Genomic DNA, 15,433 nt, shown 5'->3' on the forward strand with positions numbered 1-15,433 from the left:
TCCCTCACCCGCATATACGGTCGAACTAGGCCCACACCCCACGGATCCGAGCGAAGTAGGCCCTCACCCACGCCCTGCCGCGCGCGAGGCAGCCGAGAAGGGGTCGTGAGTGTTTTCGCCGGTTAGAACCGGCCGTACCACTCACGACCCTGGGTCAGCGGAGGGCGCAGGTGAAGAAGTCCGCGATGGTGGTGCGGATCGCGCGGGTGTGGTCGGCCGGGCCTACCAGGTCGGCCAGGCCCTGGGCAGCCATCAGCCCGGCCGAGTGCAGCTGCCGGGCCATCGGGCCGTAGTCGGTGAAGGCGTAGTGCGCGGCGTCGGCGTAGTTCACGCGGCGGGCTTGGCCGGAGGCGAGCAGGTGTGACCAGTCGCTGCGCATGTCGTCGTCTTGCCCGCGCTCGGAGGTGAGAAGGAGCAGCGGCCGCTGGGTGCCCTCCCGCGCGACCGGGAAGATCTCGCGGGGCTGGCCTTGCGGGGCAGGCCAGTAGCTGAGGTAGCTCTCCATGCTGACCGTGGCGTCGATGCGCCGGTCCTCGTACGTGGCCTTGACCGCCGCTCCGCCGCCGAGCGAGTGCCCGTACATCCCTACCCTGCGCAGGTCCAGCGCTCGATTCAGGTTGGCGGGCAACGGTTTCCCGTCGACGTCGGGGTTGGTGCCCCCGGCGAGCCGCTCGAGCTGGTCGAGGACGAACTTCGTGTCGGCCACCCGGGTGTCGACGGACTTGCGGATGGTCTGCGGGAACTCCGCGGGATCCGGCGGCAGCTGGATCGGGCGGACGCCGTCCGGGAACTCGACCTCGCTGGCCTCGCCGGTGTGGTCCATGGTCACCACCACGAAGCCGCGGCTCGCGAGGTCCTCGGCGATGCCGCTGCCCAACGTCCGGGGCTCCGCGCCGCCCGGGGTGTAAAGGATGACCGGGTGCCTGGTGCGCCGGGCGGGTGCGTCGAGGTAGGAGTGGGTCTTGGTCGCGGCCCAGTCGACGCCGCTCTGGGGCAGCTGCGGGTGCAGGTAGACGGTGTCGAACGCGCCGAAGCGCTCGGCGGCTCCGGGCGTGAACTGCGGTGCGCGTTCGCGGCCTCGGGTGTCGGCGGCCGGGTAGTACACCGAGACCATGAGTTCCCTGGGGACGGCCGGGTTCCACGGGTCTTGCCGTGACGGGTCCTTGAGGTGGAGGGCGGTGGTGCCGACCTTGCCCGAGCCGGTCGGGGGTGGCAGGTCGAGTGTGTACTTGCCGCTCGCTTGCGCGACGCCGGTCGTGGTCAGCAATGTGGTCAGCAATGTGGTCAGCGCGAGGGCTGTGATCTTCGTGAGCATGCTGCCGAGCTTGCTGCCAGGACCCGGGTCGCGTCGTGCAGCCGGGGTAGGAGCGACCGGTTGATCCCGGGTGGATCAGTCGGCGTATTCCTCGACGAGCAGGTCGTCGACGGTGAAGTCGCCGACGGTCGCGTTGCGGTCCACATTTCCCGCCACGCCACTGACTTTGCCGGTCTGGGTGTGCTGATGCACTGCCAGCAAAGGATGTTCCCAGCCAGGATTGCCGGGATCGCCGTTGTAGCGGGCGATCCAGAGGCGGACCTCGTCGTCGGCCCAGTAGTCGGGGCGCAGCACGCGGGTGTACCAGTCGAGGTTCGCGTACACCAGGATGCGGCTGACCTCGGTGCGGTCGCGCATCAGCTCGATGAACTCGCCGACGTAGTCGTCGGCGTACGGGCGCAACGACGCGTCCTCCATGTCGAGCATGGGCGCGAGGCAGCCGGGGGAGAGCAGGCCCGCCTCGTCGAGCTGGCCGACGAAGTGGTCGACCTGGCCGGCGACGTCGCCGGGGCGGGCGAAGTGGTAGCCGCCGGGGATGACGCCCGCGTCGAGGGCGGCGGGCACCCGGTCGCCGCTGGTGCTGTCGATCCAGCCGGTGCCCTCGGTGAGCTTGAGGCTGGCGAAACCGATGCCGTCGTCGCTGACGGCGTACCAGTCGAAGACGTTGTTCCAGTGCGATACGTCGATGCCGTAGTCCGTCACTGCCGGATCCTTCCGCAGGTATCACTCCCAGTGTCGCAAGGATCCGGAAGCGTCACCGGCTGGAGTCGGGAATCCGACGCTCAGCCGTCGAAGCGGTAGAGACCGTACTTCTGCATGAGGCCGATGACCTTGTCCGAGTAGCCGGGGTCGGTGGCGTAGCCCGCGGCGTGCACCTCGCGGATGAACTGGTTCGGGTCGTCGGGGTAGGCGAACGCCTTCGCGTAGCGCGCGCGGCTGGCGAGGAAGAGGCCGTGGTCGCGGAACGAGTCCTCCATGGACGCGTAGGTGCGGAACGACGCGAGCACCTCGTGGACCGGGCAGCATTCGAGGGTGATGAAGTCCGCGCAGCCGAGCGCGATGGGGCCCGCGCCCGACGAGCCGCATTTGATGCCGAAGTAGTTGTTGTTCACCGCCGAGCGGCCCCAGCCCGATTCGAGGATCGCCTGCGCGACGGTCACCGACGCGGGCACGCCGTAGTCGGCCCTGCCGCGCTGGGCGGCCGGACCGGCGGAGTCGATGAACGCCGTCGCCGTCGCGGGGTCGACGACGAGCACGTCGGCCGCCTCCGCCGGGGTGGACAGGGTGCCGCCGAGCAGCACCAGGACGATGATCGGAAGTAACTTGCGCATGGCCTCGTTTCCGTTTTCACGGGAGCCTGACCGCTCGAAGTTGATCACGCGAGTCGGGAGTCACCCGTACGGTCGACTGGCGGCAATTCGCCGGGAACGAGTTGTTCGGGCTCACGTAATGGACGGCCTCGCGGGTAGTTGACGGACTCCGGCACGGCCGGTTTGCCGTGCTCAAATCGCGCCATATTGTGAAGATCGAAGCAATTCCCCGGCCGGGAAAAGCGCTGACTTCGAGTGAACCGGAAATGGCGGTGAAGCGATCATGCGGCGTGCGACGGGCAGTGTGGCCGCCTTGGTTCTGCTGGCCGCGGTACTGGTCAGGGGCGGGGGCGCGGACGCGGCAGGTGAACAGCCGAAATATGATTGGCCGCGGTTCTCCTTCGATTCGGCGAAATCGGCGGACAATCAATTCGGTCGGACGATCGACCCGGCAGGCGAGGCGGGGCTCGAGCTGTTGTCCGACGTCCCGCCCAGCAAGACATTCGGCGGTGGCGGTGGAATCACCGGTTCGAGTCCAGCGCTTGCCCCGAAGCGGCTTTTCGACTATTCCGGCGCGCACGACTGGGGTGACGGCAAGACCTGGCGGCGCAGCTGGACCGCGTTCCCCGCGGACGGCGGCGCCAGGCAGGGTGACGGCGACCGCGAGGCCGACTCGAGCCATTAGGCGGCAGTAAGTTGCCGGTCCGGCAATCTTGCCGAACCGGCAACTTTCTCCTATGGTCGGTTCGTGAGCGAGGGACTGCGCGAACGCAAGAAACTGGCCACCCGGCAGGCGCTGGGCTGGGCAGCGCTGAACCTCGCGCTCGAACACGGGCTGGAGAACGTGCGCGTCGAGGACATCGCCGCCGCGGCCGGGGTGTCCGAGCGGACCTTCCGCAACTACTTCGCAGGCAAGCACGAGGCGCTCGCCGCCCGGTACTACGACAGCATGGTCGAGGTCGCCGCGACGCTGGCGGGCCGTCCCAGAGGCGAACCGTTGTGGGACGCCATCGAGCACGTGCTGTCCGAGACCACGAGGGAGCAGGGCGAACAGAGCACGCGGATGCGCGACTCGCTTCGCGCCTTGCTGGCCGAACCCGCGCTGCAGGCGGAGATGATGAAGGTGACCTTCGCCGCGGGGAACGCCTTCGCGAAGGCCGTCGCCACGCGCACCGGCACCGACGCGTGCGATCTCTATCCCCGGCTGGTCGCGAGCGCGGTCGGGGCCGCGCAGCACGTCGCGACCGAACGCTGGCTGCACGCGGACCCGCCGATACCACTCTGGCCGGAGCTGCGGGAGGCGTTGCGCCTGCTCGCGACCGGTCTGCCGGAACCGAAGGGGACCACATGAACGGGATCTACCACGAGTCACGCGGCAGCGGCCCGGTGCTGCTGTTCATCCCCGGCGGGAACGGGGACGCCGGACCGTACAGCCACGTCTCCCATCACCTCGCCGACCGCTACACCACCGTCAGCTACGACCGGCGTGGTTTCTCGCGCAGCGTGCTCGACGCCGAACCCGACGACGCCAAGCGGCTGGACGTCGACCTCGACGACGCGCTCGGCCTGCTGGACGAGTTCACCGATCAGCCCGCGTACGTGTTCGGCAGCTGCTCGGGCGCGATCGTCGCGCTGCACCTGCTCGCCCGGCACCCTGACCGGATCAAGAAGATCGTGGTGCACGAGCCGCCGCTGGCGTCCCTGCTGCCGGACAGCGACAAGTGGCTGGGGGTGTTGCGGGAGATCCATGACGTCTTCCAGTCGGAAGGGCTCGCGCTCGCGATGCCGAAGTTCGCCGCCGCGATGGGCACGGCGCAGCGGCAAGCGCCTGCCGGGGACGACATCCCGGACGAGGTGCTGGAGATGGTGGCCAGGATGAGCGCCAACATGGACTTCTGGATGCGGCACGAACTGCTGGTGTACCCCAGCCTGGTGCCGGACCTCGAAGCGCTGGACGCGCTGAAGGACCGGATCGTGCTCGCGGGCGGGCTGGAATCCAAGGAACACCTGCCGTATCTGCCGAATGTCGTGCTGGCCGAACGATTCGGCGCCGAGGTGCTCGACTTCCCCGGTGACCACGTCGGGTACGCGCCGCCGCACGCGGACGAGTTCGCCGAGCTGCTCGCGGACGCGCTCGCGAAGGACTGACGGCTTTGGTCATCACGCCGGGCAGGTCGTACGCTCGTCATCTCAACCCAGTCGGGAGACCGCGATGCTCCGGGTGTTCCTGGTCGACGATCACGAGGTGGTCCGGCGTGGGGTTTCGAACCTGCTGGACGAGGACGACGGGCTGACCGTCGTGGGCCAGGCCGGGAGCGTTTCCCAGGCGCTGGCCCGTATTCCGGCGTTGCGGCCGGACGTCGTCGTGCTCGACGTCCGGCTGCCGGACGGCAACGGCATCGAACTCGCGCGTGAGCTCCTGTCGAAACTGCCCGGCGTGAAATGCCTGATGCTCACCTCCTATACCGACGAACAGGCGATGCTCGACGCGGTGATGGCGGGCGCGAGCGGCTACGTCATCAAGGACATCAGGGGCATGGACCTGATCTCCGCCGTGCACGAGGTCGGCGCCGGGCGGTCGCTGCTCGACACCAGGGCCGCCGCGATGCTGATGGGCAAGCTGCGGGAAGGCGGCCGGAAGAAAGGACCGCTTTCCCAGCTCACCGATCAGGAACGCACCCTGCTCGACCTGATCGGTGAGGGCCTGACCAACCGTCAGATCGCCGAACGCATGTTCCTGGCCGAGAAGACGGTCAAGAACTACGTCTCCCGGATGCTCACGAAACTCGGGATGCAGCGCCGCACCCAGGCCGCGGTGCTCGCGACGGAGCTGCGCGGCCAGCACGACGTCGGCGCGGAAACCTGAGCCGGCACTCCCTTTCACTGACAATTGCCTGCACACTGGGAGCGCCGGGGGTGAAGGGTTGGCGGGATGGCCAGGTCGGAACTCGAAGGCGCACGACACCGCGCGGGCACGTTCTCACAACTCCGGGTCCGTGAGGTCCTGCACGACCTGCAAGACCGCATCGAGCTGCTGATCGGCACCCGCGACAAGATGGACGGCCTGCTCGACGCCATGCTGGCCGTGGCTTCGGGGCTCGAACTCGACATCACGCTGCGGTGCATCGTGCGGGCCGCGATCGACCTGGGCGAGGCCCGCTACGGCGCGCTGGGCGTGCTGGCGGAGAACGGCTCGCTCGCGGAGTTCGTCAACCTCGGTATCGACGACGGCACCCGGGCGCTGATCGGGCGGCTGCCGGAGGGGCACGGCCTGCTCGGCGTGATGATCGACGAGATCGACCCGCTGCGGCTCACCGATCTCTCCCGGCATCCGGCCTCGGCGGGCTTCCCGCCGCACCATCCGCCGATGCGGTCGTTCCTCGGCGTCCCGGTGCGGGTGCGCGACGAGGTCTTCGGCAACCTCTATCTGACGGAGAAGAAGAACGGCGAGCAGTTCACCGAGGACGACGAGATGGTGCTGCAGGCGCTGGCCGCGGCGGCGGGCATCGCCATCGAGAACGCGCACCTCTATCAGCAGGCGCGGATCCGGCAGCAGTGGCTGGCCGCGACCAGCGAGGTGACCACCGAGCTGCTGGCGGGCACCGACCCGGCCGACGCGCTGAACCTCATCGCCGACCGCGCGCTCGAACTCACCGGCTCGCACGTCACGATCCTCGCGCTCCCTGACTCCCGGGCGGACGAGGACGTCGAGCCGGAGGAGCTCGCGGTCACCATCTGCGCGGGCCCTGGCAAGCTGGGCGGAGCGCGGATCGCGGTCGCGTCCTCGGTGCCGGGGGAGGTGTACCGGGACCGGACACCGAGGACGGTGCCGGCGTTGACGTTGCCCGGCGGGGTCGAACTCGGGCCGACCCTGCTGGTGCCGCTGCGGGCGGGTGACCGGACTTCCGGGGTGCTGATGGCCGCACGCGAGACCGGCGCGCCGGGGTTCGATTCACGGCAGCTGCCCGTGCTGGCCTCGTTCGCGGACCAGGCGGCGCTGGCGCTGCGGCTCGCCGAGCAGCAACGCGCCGCGCGCGAGCTCGACGTGCTGGCCGACCGTGACCGGATCGCCCGTGACCTGCACGATCACGTGATCCAGCGGCTGTTCGCCGTCGGGCTCGCCATGCAGAGCACGCACCGACGGACGAAGTCACCCGATCTGCAGCAGCGGCTCGGTGAGAGCATCGACCAGATGCACGAGATCGTCCACGAGATCAGGACGGCGATCTTCGACCTGCACGGCGGGCAGACCGGCCTGCGGCTGCGCAACCGGCTGCACGACATCATCGACGAGCTGACCGACGACACGTCGCTGCATCCGACGGTCAGCATGGCCGGGACGCTCGACACCCTCGCGCCCGTGCTCGCCAAGCACGCCGAGGCGGTGGTCCGCGAGGCGGTCGGCAACGCCGTGCGGCACGCGCGGGCGTCGAACCTGATGGTCGACATCGGCGTGCGCGGCGACGAGCTCCGCATCGCGGTCAGTGACGACGGGGTCGGGATCCCGTCCGACGCCGAGCACCGCGGCCTGCGTAACCTGCTGGAGCGGGCCGAGTCCACCGGCGGCCGGTTCGTGATCAGCCACGGCCGCCCCGGCGGCGCGCACGTCGAATGGACGGCGCCGCTGCGGTGACCGCGCGGGCAGCGTAGTTGCCGGTCCGTTCACACCCCCAAGAGCGAACGGACCGGCGAACAGGGTCTTGTCTACTTCAGATGTGTTGTTCAGCGCCGAGGGCTGGACGTTGATCAACAGAGTCTGAACAATGATCGGCCGGGAAAGGGGATTGAAGTGCCACGGCCTGAGCGCCCGATCGAGGGCGATGACAGCGCGCTGGCGTGGTTCGCGGAGGATCTGAGACGGCTGCGGGAGAAGGCGGGTAAACCGACCTATCGGCAGCTCAGTTCCCGTGCGCACTACTCGGCCGCCTCACTGTCCGAAGCGGCCGCGGGCCGTAAGCTGCCCAGTCTGGCGGTCACGCTGGCTTTTGTCGACGCCTGCGACGGCGACCGCGGTGAATGGGAAACGCGCTGGCGCGCCGTTTCAGCGGAATTGTCCCCGCCACCGGGACAGCCGGCCGATGTCGCGGGCTCGGTGGCCCCGTACGCCGGGCTGGCGTGTTTCGACGTCGACGACGCGGACCGGTTCTTCGGCCGCGAAACCGTCATCGCCGATGTGGTGAAACGGGTACGCGAACAACGGTTCGTCGGCGTGTTCGGCGCTTCCGGCGTCGGCAAGTCGTCGGTGCTGCGCGCCGGTCTGGTCACCCGGATGCGCAAAGATCCCATGAATCAGCGCGTGCTGGTGTTCACCCCCGGCGCGCACCCGATCGAAGAATGCGCGGTGCGGCTCGCCGAACTCGTCGGCGAATCCGTTCCGGAACTGCGCGCCGAGCTGGCGCTGGATCCCGAGAACCTGCATTTGCGCATCCGGCAGGCGATGGCCGAACGGGGCGACGGGGCCGAGTTGCTGCTCGTCGTCGACCAGTTCGAAGAAGTCTTTTCCCTCTGCGAGGATTCCGCCGAACGGGAATGGTTCATCGACGCGCTGGTGCTGGCCGCCACCGCCGCGACCAGCCGCACCCGCGTGGTGCTGGGCGTCCGCGCCGACTTCTACGGGCACTGCGGGCGGCACCCGTCGCTGGTCGCCGCGCTGAGCGACGCCCAGGTCCTGCTCGGGCCGATGAGCCCCGACGAACTTCGCGAAGCCATCACCCGGCCCGCCGCCGCGGCGGACTGCGCGGTCGAGACGGCGCTGGTGACCAGGCTGGTCGCCGAAGCCACCGGGCACCCCGGCGTGCTGCCGCTGCTGTCGCACGCGTTGCTGCAGACTTGGCGCGGCCGCAGCGGGATGACGCTGACGCTGGCCGGCTACGACAAGACCGGCGGTATCCAGCACGCGGTGTCACGCACTGCCGAGGAGGTCTACACCGGACTCAGCCCAGCGCGGCAGACTGCCGTCCGCCATCTCTTCCTGCGGCTGACCGCGCCCGGCGACGGCGCACCGGACACGCGCAGGCGGGTCTCGCGGCGCGAGCTCGGCACCGACGAGGACACCAGCGCGGTCGTCGACCGTCTCGCGCGGGCCCGGCTGGTCACCCTCGACCACGAATACGTCGAAGTGGCGCATGAAGCGCTCATCCGGCACTGGCCACGGTTGCGTGGCTGGCTCGACGACGACCGCGAAGGCCTGCGGCTGCACCGCCAGCTCACCGACGCCACCGACACCTGGGAGTCGCTCGGCGGCGACACCGGCGCGCTGTACCGCGGCACCCGGCTGACCAGGGCGCTGGACTGGGCGACCCGCAACGACACCGCGCTGACCGCCCGCGAGCGCAAGTTCCTGCACGCCAGCCGGACCGTCGAGATCAAGACCAGCAGGCGGCTGCGCCAGCTGGTCGCGCTGCTCAGCGTCGTCTCGCTGGTCGCGGTCACCGCGACGATCTTCGCGGTGCGCGCGCAGCGGACCGCCACGGACGAGCGCAACGCCGCCCGCGCGCAGATCGTGGCGAGCGAGGCCGTCACGCTCTATCCGGGCGACCCCGACCTGGCGGTCCAGCTCAGCCTGGCCGCGCACAAGATGGCGCCGACCACCCGTACCCGCGAGAGCCTGCTCAGCACCGTGCCGCTCTCGGTGGTGACCCACCCGAGCGAGGTGCTGTCGGTGGCGTTCAGCCCCGACCGGCACACGCTGGCCACCGGCGACGACGACCACACCGTGCGGCTGTGGGAGGTCTCGGACCCGCGGCATCCGGCGGCGATCACCACGCTGCCCGGCCACACCGCGGAGATCAACTCGGTGGCGTACAGCCCGGACGGCCGCACCCTGGCCTCCGGCAGCTACGACCGCTCCATCCGGCTGTGGGACGTCACCGACGTCGCCCACCCGGTGGAGCTCGCGACGATCAGCGGGCACACCGAAGCCGTCCAATCGGTGGCCTTCAGCCCCGACGGCCGCGCGCTGGCCACCGCGAGCGTCGACCACACCCTGCGGCTGTGGGACCTCACCGATCCTCGCCATCCGACCGAGACGTCCGTGCTCACCGACTCGCTCGATTCGCTGCTGAAGGTGGTGTTCAGCGCCGACGGGAACCTCGTCGCCGCGGCGGGCAAGGACCAGATCGTGTGGCTGTGGGACGTCGCCGACCGCCGCCACCCGGTCAAGGTGGCCGCGATCACCGGGCACACCCAGGTCATCGCGACGGCGGCGTTCAGCCCGACCGGACGCGTGCTGGCCACCGCCGGCGACGATCAGACCGTGCGCATGTGGGACGTCAGCGACCCCCGTCACCCGGTTTCACTGGCCACGCTCACCGGGCACGCGGACGGGATCTACGCGGTGTCGTTCAGTCCCGACGGGCGGACGCTGGTCTCCGCCGGCGACGACCGCGCCGTGAAACTGTGGGACGTCGCCGATCCACGGCACCCGGTCGGCATGGTCACGCTGACCAGCCACACCGACGCGGTCAGCTCGGCGGTGTTCAGCCCGGACGGCCGCACGCTGGCCACGGGCAGCTGGGACAACACGACCCGGCTGCTGGACACCGACTTCCAGCAGGCCATCGACCACGCCTGCGAGCACGTCCACACGCCGATCACCCAAGAGCAGTGGGAGCGCTACTTCCCCGGCGTGGACTACGCCCGCCCCTGCTGAACCCCTGGCGCGGCCCGCCCTGAAGGTTGTGAACGCCTCGTTCGCAACGCTCAGGGTTGTGAGCGAGGCGTTCACGATCTGGCCTGGCGAGGGCAAGGGGTCGTGAGCGTTGCGGCCGGTTAGAACCGGCCGGAACGCTCACGAGGGGTTGTGTGAAGCGCTGAATCAATGCTTCACTTCTTGGGTGCCGTACCGGAGGACGCCTGCCGTGCAGGCCAGGATGGACGCCCAGCGCGCGAGCGTGCTCAACGCCGCCATCGAGCTGCTGGCCGAGCAGGGCTACGCCGGGTGTTCGATGGCGGCCGTCGCGGCGAAGGCCGGTATCGCGACCGGCAGCATGTATCAGCACTTCGAGAACAAGGCCGAGCTGGCCGTCGAGCTGTTCCGGACCGTCTGCGCCCGCGAGGTCGCCGCGGTCGTCGAGGCATCGCAGGAAGGCGAACTCGTCGAACGCGTGGTGGCGGTCATCGAGACGTTCGCCGGGCGTGCCTTGAAGGCGCCGCGGCTCGCGTACGCGCTGCTCGCCGAGCCCGTCGATCCGGCCGTCGACGAGGAACGGCTGATCTTCCGGCGTGCGTTCCGTGACGTGTTCGCCGAGCGCATCGCCGAAGCCGTCGAGGAAGGCGTTCTGCCGCCACAAGATCCGCAACTGACCGCCGCCGCGCTGGTCGGCGCCGGTGCCGAGGCGCTCGTCGGACCGTTGGTCGACGGCGCGGCGAGCCCGGACACCGTGCCCGCGCTGGTCCAGTTCACGCTCCGAGCACTGGGAGGCTCCGTATGAGCACGCACGAGGTCACCAACCAGGTCCCGCCGCTGCGCGACCACGACGTCGCCGCGTACGCGCCGCTGCTCGAAGGACTCGAGCGCGAGGGCGCCGGCTGGGCCGAACCCGAGCTGCGCGAACTCGGCAAGCTCGCCGGCGGTGAGGAGGCGCAGGAGTGGGCGCGGCTCGTCGAGCGCAACCATCCGATCCTGCACACGCACGACCGCTACGGGCACCGGATCGACGAGGTCGAGTTCCATCCGCACTGGCACGACCTGATGAAGGTCGCCGTCGAAAACGGTGTCCACGCCGCGCCTTGGCGTGAGAACCGGGTGGGCGCGCACGTCGCCAGGGCGGCGAAACTCTTTGTGTGGGGCCAAACCGACGCCGGTCACCTCTGCCCGATCTCGATGACGTACGCGGCCGTTCCTGCGCTGCGAGCCAATCCCGAACTCGCGAAGACGTACGAGCCGCTGCTGTCCTCGCCGGTCTACGACTACGGCTTACGGGTGCCCAGCACCAAAAAGGGCCTAATCGCGGGCATGTCGATGACCGAGAAGCAGGGCGGTTCGGACGTCCGCGCCAACACGACCACGGCAAAGCCCGCCGGCGACGGCTCGTACGTGCTGACCGGGCACAAGTGGTTCACGTCCGCGCCGATGTCCGATCTCTTCCTCACGCTCGCGCAGGCGCCGGGCGGGCTGTCGTGCTTCTTCGTCCCGCGTGTGCTGCCGGACGGCACGCGCAACGCGATTCGCTTGCAGCGCTTGAAGGACAAGCTCGGCAACCGGTCCAACGCGTCGTCGGAGATCGAGTACGAGGGCGCGCACGGCTGGCTGGTCGGCGAAGAGGGCCGGGGTGTGCCGACGATCATCCAGATGGTCAACCTGACCCGGCTCGACTGCGCGGTCTCGTCGGCCGCGGGTATGCGGATCGGGGTCGCGCAGGCGCAGCATCACGCGACGCACCGCAGCGCGTTCGGCGCGAAACTGATCGATCAGCCGTTGATGCGCAACGTGCTCGCGGACCTCGCGGTCGAGGCCGAAGCCGCGACCGTGGTCGCCATGCGGCTCGCCGGCGCCACCGACCGCGCGATGGCGGGGGACGAGTCCGAGTCGCTGTTCCGCCGTCTCGGGCTCGCGGTGAGCAAGTACTGGGTGTGCAAGCGCGCGCCCGCGCACGCGGCCGAGGCGCTGGAATGCCTGGGCGGCAACGGTTACGTCGAAGAGTCCGGGATGCCGAGGCTGTACCGCGAGTCGCCGCTGCCGTCGATCTGGGAAGGCTCCGGCAACGTCGCGGCGCTCGATTCCTTGCGTGCCATGGCGAAACAGCCCGAGTCCGTCGAGGCGTTCTTCGGCGAGGTCGAGCTGGCCGCCGGCGCCGACCCGAGGCTCGACGAAGCCGTCGCCGGGTTGCGCAAGCAGCTCAGCGACTTCGAGGACATCGAGTACCGCGCGCGGCGCATCGTCGAGTCGATGGCGTTGGTGCTGCAGGGTTCCCTGCTGCACCGGCACGGGCACCCCGCGGTCGCCGACGCGTTCTGCGCGTCGAGGCTCGACGGCGACTGGGGTATCGCCTTCGGGACTTTGCCGTCCGGCGTCGACACCGAGGCGATCCTCACGCGCTCGGCTACGCGCGGTTGAGACCCTCGTCACAGGAACAAGTTCGCCCGAATAGAGCAGTGCGAGGTTCTCACCAGCTGCGAAGGCAGTGTGTCGGTGTCACATTGAGCGACTGATCGGCGGCTGGTTGTAGACAGCGCGTATTCGATTCTGCTTGCATAACGCGCGTTGCAGAACTGTGACCGCTCAACGGGACGCCTACGCGATAAGAAAGAAGTACGCCACATGGCCTTACGGGCTCGGGAGTTGCTGGATCGCTCACGGGTCTTGCTGGACCGTTCGCGGGTGGCCGCCGCCACCTTCCTCACCGCGCCCCCGAAGCACGGCCCCGAAGCACCGCCGCGGGCCATCGAGGCGGCGCCGCCGGTCAAGCAGCAGGAATCCGATGGCGTGCTCGCCGGAATCTGTTCCAGCGTCGCGCTGCGTGACTTGAACCTGGTCGACGCGCTCCTCGCGCAGCTCGAGCAGATGGAAGCGGGCGAACAGAACCAAGATCGCCTTTCCGAGCTGTACAAGCTCGACCACCTCGCGACCCGCCTGCGCCGCAACGCCGAGAACCTCCGGGTGCTCGCCGGGCGTGACGCCGGCGAGCCCGCGCCCGCGCCGACCTCGCTGGTCGACGTGATGCGCGCGGCGATGTCGTCGATCGACCACTACTCCCGCGTCACGATCGGCCGGGTCGTCCAGCTCGGCGTGGTCGGGTTCGCGTCGGAGGACCTGAGCCGGGTGCTCGCGGAGCTGTTCGACAACGCGGCCAACCAGTCCGCGCCGAACACCGCGGTCAGCGTCAGCGCGCACCTCACCGAGCAGGGCAGTGTGCTGCTGCGCATCGAGGACGAGGGCATCGGCCTTCCCGACGAGCGCATCGACGACCTCAACGCCCGTCTCAACGGCGCGCCGGTGCTGGACGACGAATCGGTGCGGCACATGGGAATCGCGGTCGTCGGCAGGCTCGCGGGCAGGCACGGCATGAAGGTCAGGCTCGACCGCCGCACGCCCAACGGCACCGTCGCCACGGTGATGCTGCCCGCCGGGCTGATGGCCGAGCTGCCGGAGAGCGTCTGGTCCGGCTCGCAGACCGTCGTGTTCGCGCAGGCCAGGCGCGCGGAGCCGATGCCGCGCCGCACACCGGTCGCCACGGCGCCGCCCAAGGCGCCGAAGCCCAAGCCGACCCCGCATCCCAGGCCGGCGTCGCCGTCGGAAGGCGGCATCACCGCGAGCGGCCTGCCGCGCCGGGTCTCCCGCAGCATCAGGACGTTGCCGGACGAGCCCGCGCCCGCGGCGCAGGGCGTCAACGGGCACGACCAGCTGCTCGCGGACCTGGGCGCGTTCAGCGAGGGCGAGCAGGCGGCACGGACCGAGATCGATGGAGAAGGAAACACACGGTGACGGTCGCGCATACCGATTTCGCCTGGCTGCTCAATGATTTCGTGCGCAAGGTGCACGGCGTGAGCCACGCGCTCATCATGTCGTCGGACGGCTTCCCGCTGACCGCGTCGGAGTCGGTCGAACCCGACGACGCCGAGCAGCTCGCGGCCATCGCCAGCGGCCTGCTCAGCCTCGCGGGCAGCAGTGCCGCGTTGTTCGGCAAGGGCGCGTGCGAGCAGATCATCATCCGGCTCACGCACGGGTACTTCCTGTTCATGGGCATCGGCGCGGGCGCCGGGCTCGCGGTGCTGACCGGGCCCGAATGCGACATGAAGGTCGTCGCCTACGAGATGACCCAGTTCGTCACCAACGCCGGGCACGCGCTGACCCCCGAGGTGCGCGCGGACCTGAGGCGAGTGCTCACCGCCCGTCGCCCGCAGGCTTAAGGAAAAGTGATTCCCGTGTCCAGCGATGACGTCCCCTTCCGCATGCGGAGCAGGCGGATCCGCGCGTACGCGCTCACCGGCGGCCGGACCAAGACGCGGCATCAGCTGCTGGTCGAGACGCTGATCTCGGTGCCGCAGTACGACCCGTCGCTCGCCGACTCGCTCATGCCGGAGTCGCGCGGGCTGTACGAGGGCGCGCGCAGGCAGGCCTCGGTCGCCGAGCTCTCGGTCGAGCTCGACCTGCCGCTCGGCGTCGTCCGGGTGCTGCTGTCCGACCTCGCCATCCAGGGCGCGATCTTCATCCACCCCACCGCTTCGGCGTTCCAAAACGACACGAACGTCCTTGAGAGGATCCTCGATGGGCTCAAGCGCCTCCCCGTCTGATGTGACGATCTCGGCGAAGATCGTCGTGGCCGGCGGGTTCGGGGTCGGCAAGACGACGCTCGTCGGTTCGGTCTCCGAGGTGCCGCCGCTCAACACCGAAGCGTGGATGACCGAGGCAGGCGCGGACATCGACGAGGTGCCGCCGAACGGCACCAAGACCACGACCACCGTCGCGATGGACTTCGGCCGGATCACCCTGCACGACGATCTGCTGCTGTACCTGTTCGGCACGCCCGGCCAGGCCCGCTTCTGGTTCCTGTGGGACGACCTCTCGCGTGGCGCGCTCGGCGCGATCGTGCTGGTCGACACCAGCCGGATCGACCAGTCGTTCGCGGCGATCAACTACTTCGAGAACGACTCGGAACTGCCGTTCATCGTGGCGGTCAACCAGTTCGAGGGCCAGCCGGAGTACGACCTCGACGAGGTCCGTGCCGCGCTCGCGCTCTCGCCGGACATCCCGCTGATCACCTGCGACGCCCGCAACCGCGCCTCGGCGGTGGCGACGTTGCAGCACCTGGTGTCGCACACGCTTTCGCTCGCGGTGCTTTCCGGTCCCGAACTGGCAATGACCTAG

The 15,433-nt window shown here is 69.5% G+C and carries 15 protein-coding genes; 12 read left to right on the plus strand and 3 right to left on the minus strand.

What is annotated here, in order from left to right; all coding sequences use genetic code 11:
• Positions 1-154: 154 nt before the first annotated feature.
• The 3 genes from AB5J62_RS16750 to AB5J62_RS16760 all read right to left on the minus strand — a co-directional run bounded on the left by AB5J62_RS16750 (position 155) and on the right by AB5J62_RS16760 (position 2,646).
• A complete protein-coding gene (locus AB5J62_RS16750) occupies positions 155-1,315 on the minus strand; it encodes an alpha/beta hydrolase family protein (RefSeq protein ID WP_370949143.1) in 1,161 nt (386 codons plus the stop codon).
• Positions 1,316-1,390: 75 nt separating this feature from the next.
• Complete coding sequence (locus tag AB5J62_RS16755; protein ID WP_370949144.1) at positions 1,391-2,017, minus strand: glycoside hydrolase family 25 protein; 627 nt, start codon at positions 2,015-2,017, stop codon at positions 1,391-1,393.
• A gap of 80 nt (positions 2,018-2,097) precedes the next feature.
• A complete protein-coding gene (locus AB5J62_RS16760) occupies positions 2,098-2,646 on the minus strand; it encodes a glucosaminidase domain-containing protein (protein WP_370949145.1) in 549 nt (182 codons plus the stop codon).
• Between the two features lie 262 nt (positions 2,647-2,908).
• Between AB5J62_RS16760 and AB5J62_RS16765 the strand changes: the two genes are divergently transcribed.
• The 12 genes from AB5J62_RS16765 to AB5J62_RS16820 all read left to right on the plus strand — a co-directional run bounded on the left by AB5J62_RS16765 (position 2,909) and on the right by AB5J62_RS16820 (position 15,433).
• Positions 2,909-3,310, plus strand: a complete 402-nt coding sequence (locus AB5J62_RS16765) for a hypothetical protein (protein ID WP_370949146.1) — start codon at positions 2,909-2,911, stop codon at positions 3,308-3,310.
• Positions 3,311-3,373: 63 nt separating this feature from the next.
• Entirely contained in the window at positions 3,374-3,976 is a 603-nt protein-coding gene (locus tag AB5J62_RS16770; RefSeq protein WP_370949147.1) for a TetR family transcriptional regulator, read from the plus strand.
• A complete protein-coding gene (locus AB5J62_RS16775) occupies positions 3,973-4,773 on the plus strand; it encodes an alpha/beta hydrolase (protein ID WP_370949148.1) in 801 nt (266 codons plus the stop codon). The genes AB5J62_RS16770 and AB5J62_RS16775 overlap by 4 nt, the downstream gene beginning before the upstream one ends.
• A 64-nt stretch (positions 4,774-4,837) precedes the next feature.
• A complete protein-coding gene (locus AB5J62_RS16780) occupies positions 4,838-5,491 on the plus strand; it encodes a response regulator (RefSeq protein WP_370949149.1) in 654 nt (217 codons plus the stop codon).
• 66 nt (positions 5,492-5,557) lie between these two features.
• Positions 5,558-7,258: a GAF domain-containing protein gene (locus AB5J62_RS16785; protein ID WP_370949150.1), complete on the plus strand. Its 1,701-nt coding sequence runs from the start codon at positions 5,558-5,560 to the stop codon at positions 7,256-7,258.
• 156 nt (positions 7,259-7,414) lie between these two features.
• Entirely contained in the window at positions 7,415-10,276 is a 2,862-nt protein-coding gene (locus AB5J62_RS16790; protein ID WP_370949151.1) for a helix-turn-helix domain-containing protein, read from the plus strand.
• A 184-nt stretch (positions 10,277-10,460) separates the two neighbouring features.
• Positions 10,461-11,057: a TetR family transcriptional regulator gene (locus AB5J62_RS16795; RefSeq protein ID WP_370949152.1), complete on the plus strand. Its 597-nt coding sequence runs from the start codon at positions 10,461-10,463 to the stop codon at positions 11,055-11,057.
• Positions 11,054-12,682, plus strand: coding sequence for an acyl-CoA dehydrogenase family protein (locus AB5J62_RS16800; protein WP_370949153.1), 1,629 nt, complete (start codon positions 11,054-11,056; stop codon positions 12,680-12,682). The genes AB5J62_RS16795 and AB5J62_RS16800 overlap by 4 nt, the downstream gene beginning before the upstream one ends.
• Before the next feature lie 204 nt (positions 12,683-12,886).
• Entirely contained in the window at positions 12,887-14,050 is a 1,164-nt protein-coding gene (locus tag AB5J62_RS16805) for a sensor histidine kinase (protein WP_370949154.1), read from the plus strand.
• On the plus strand, positions 14,047-14,475 hold the full coding sequence (locus tag AB5J62_RS16810; RefSeq protein WP_370949155.1) for a roadblock/LC7 domain-containing protein: 429 nt from the start codon (positions 14,047-14,049) through the stop codon (positions 14,473-14,475). The genes AB5J62_RS16805 and AB5J62_RS16810 overlap by 4 nt, the downstream gene beginning before the upstream one ends.
• A gap of 42 nt (positions 14,476-14,517) precedes the next feature.
• Complete coding sequence (locus tag AB5J62_RS16815) at positions 14,518-14,859, plus strand: DUF742 domain-containing protein (RefSeq protein WP_370950280.1); 342 nt, start codon at positions 14,518-14,520, stop codon at positions 14,857-14,859.
• Complete coding sequence (locus AB5J62_RS16820; protein WP_370949156.1) at positions 14,834-15,433, plus strand: ATP/GTP-binding protein; 600 nt, start codon at positions 14,834-14,836, stop codon at positions 15,431-15,433. Before AB5J62_RS16815 ends, AB5J62_RS16820 begins: the two co-directional genes overlap by 26 nt.

This window comes from Amycolatopsis sp. cg5 (genome assembly GCF_041346955.1).
GTDB lineage: Bacteria > Actinomycetota > Actinomycetes > Mycobacteriales > Pseudonocardiaceae > Amycolatopsis.

What these genes read in the sequence shown, in the direction of transcription:
- AB5J62_RS16750 (WP_370949143.1), bottom strand. Translation starts at nt 1,315, where the DNA reads ATGCTCACGAAGATCACAGCCCTCGCGCTGACCACATTGCTGACCACA.
- AB5J62_RS16760 (WP_370949145.1), bottom strand. Translation starts at nt 2,646, where the DNA reads ATGCGCAAGTTACTTCCGATCATCGTCCTGGTGCTGCTCGGCGGCACC.
- AB5J62_RS16765 (WP_370949146.1), top strand. Translation starts at nt 2,909, where the DNA reads ATGCGGCGTGCGACGGGCAGTGTGGCCGCCTTGGTTCTGCTGGCCGCG.
- AB5J62_RS16775 (WP_370949148.1), top strand. Translation starts at nt 3,973, where the DNA reads ATGAACGGGATCTACCACGAGTCACGCGGCAGCGGCCCGGTGCTGCTG.
- AB5J62_RS16780 (WP_370949149.1), top strand. Translation starts at nt 4,838, where the DNA reads ATGCTCCGGGTGTTCCTGGTCGACGATCACGAGGTGGTCCGGCGTGGG.
- AB5J62_RS16785 (WP_370949150.1), top strand. Translation starts at nt 5,558, where the DNA reads ATGGCCAGGTCGGAACTCGAAGGCGCACGACACCGCGCGGGCACGTTC.
- AB5J62_RS16800 (WP_370949153.1), top strand. Translation starts at nt 11,054, where the DNA reads ATGAGCACGCACGAGGTCACCAACCAGGTCCCGCCGCTGCGCGACCAC.
- AB5J62_RS16805 (WP_370949154.1), top strand. Translation starts at nt 12,887, where the DNA reads ATGGCCTTACGGGCTCGGGAGTTGCTGGATCGCTCACGGGTCTTGCTG.
- AB5J62_RS16815 (WP_370950280.1), top strand. Translation starts at nt 14,518, where the DNA reads ATGCGGAGCAGGCGGATCCGCGCGTACGCGCTCACCGGCGGCCGGACC.
- AB5J62_RS16820 (WP_370949156.1), top strand. Translation starts at nt 14,834, where the DNA reads ATGGGCTCAAGCGCCTCCCCGTCTGATGTGACGATCTCGGCGAAGATC.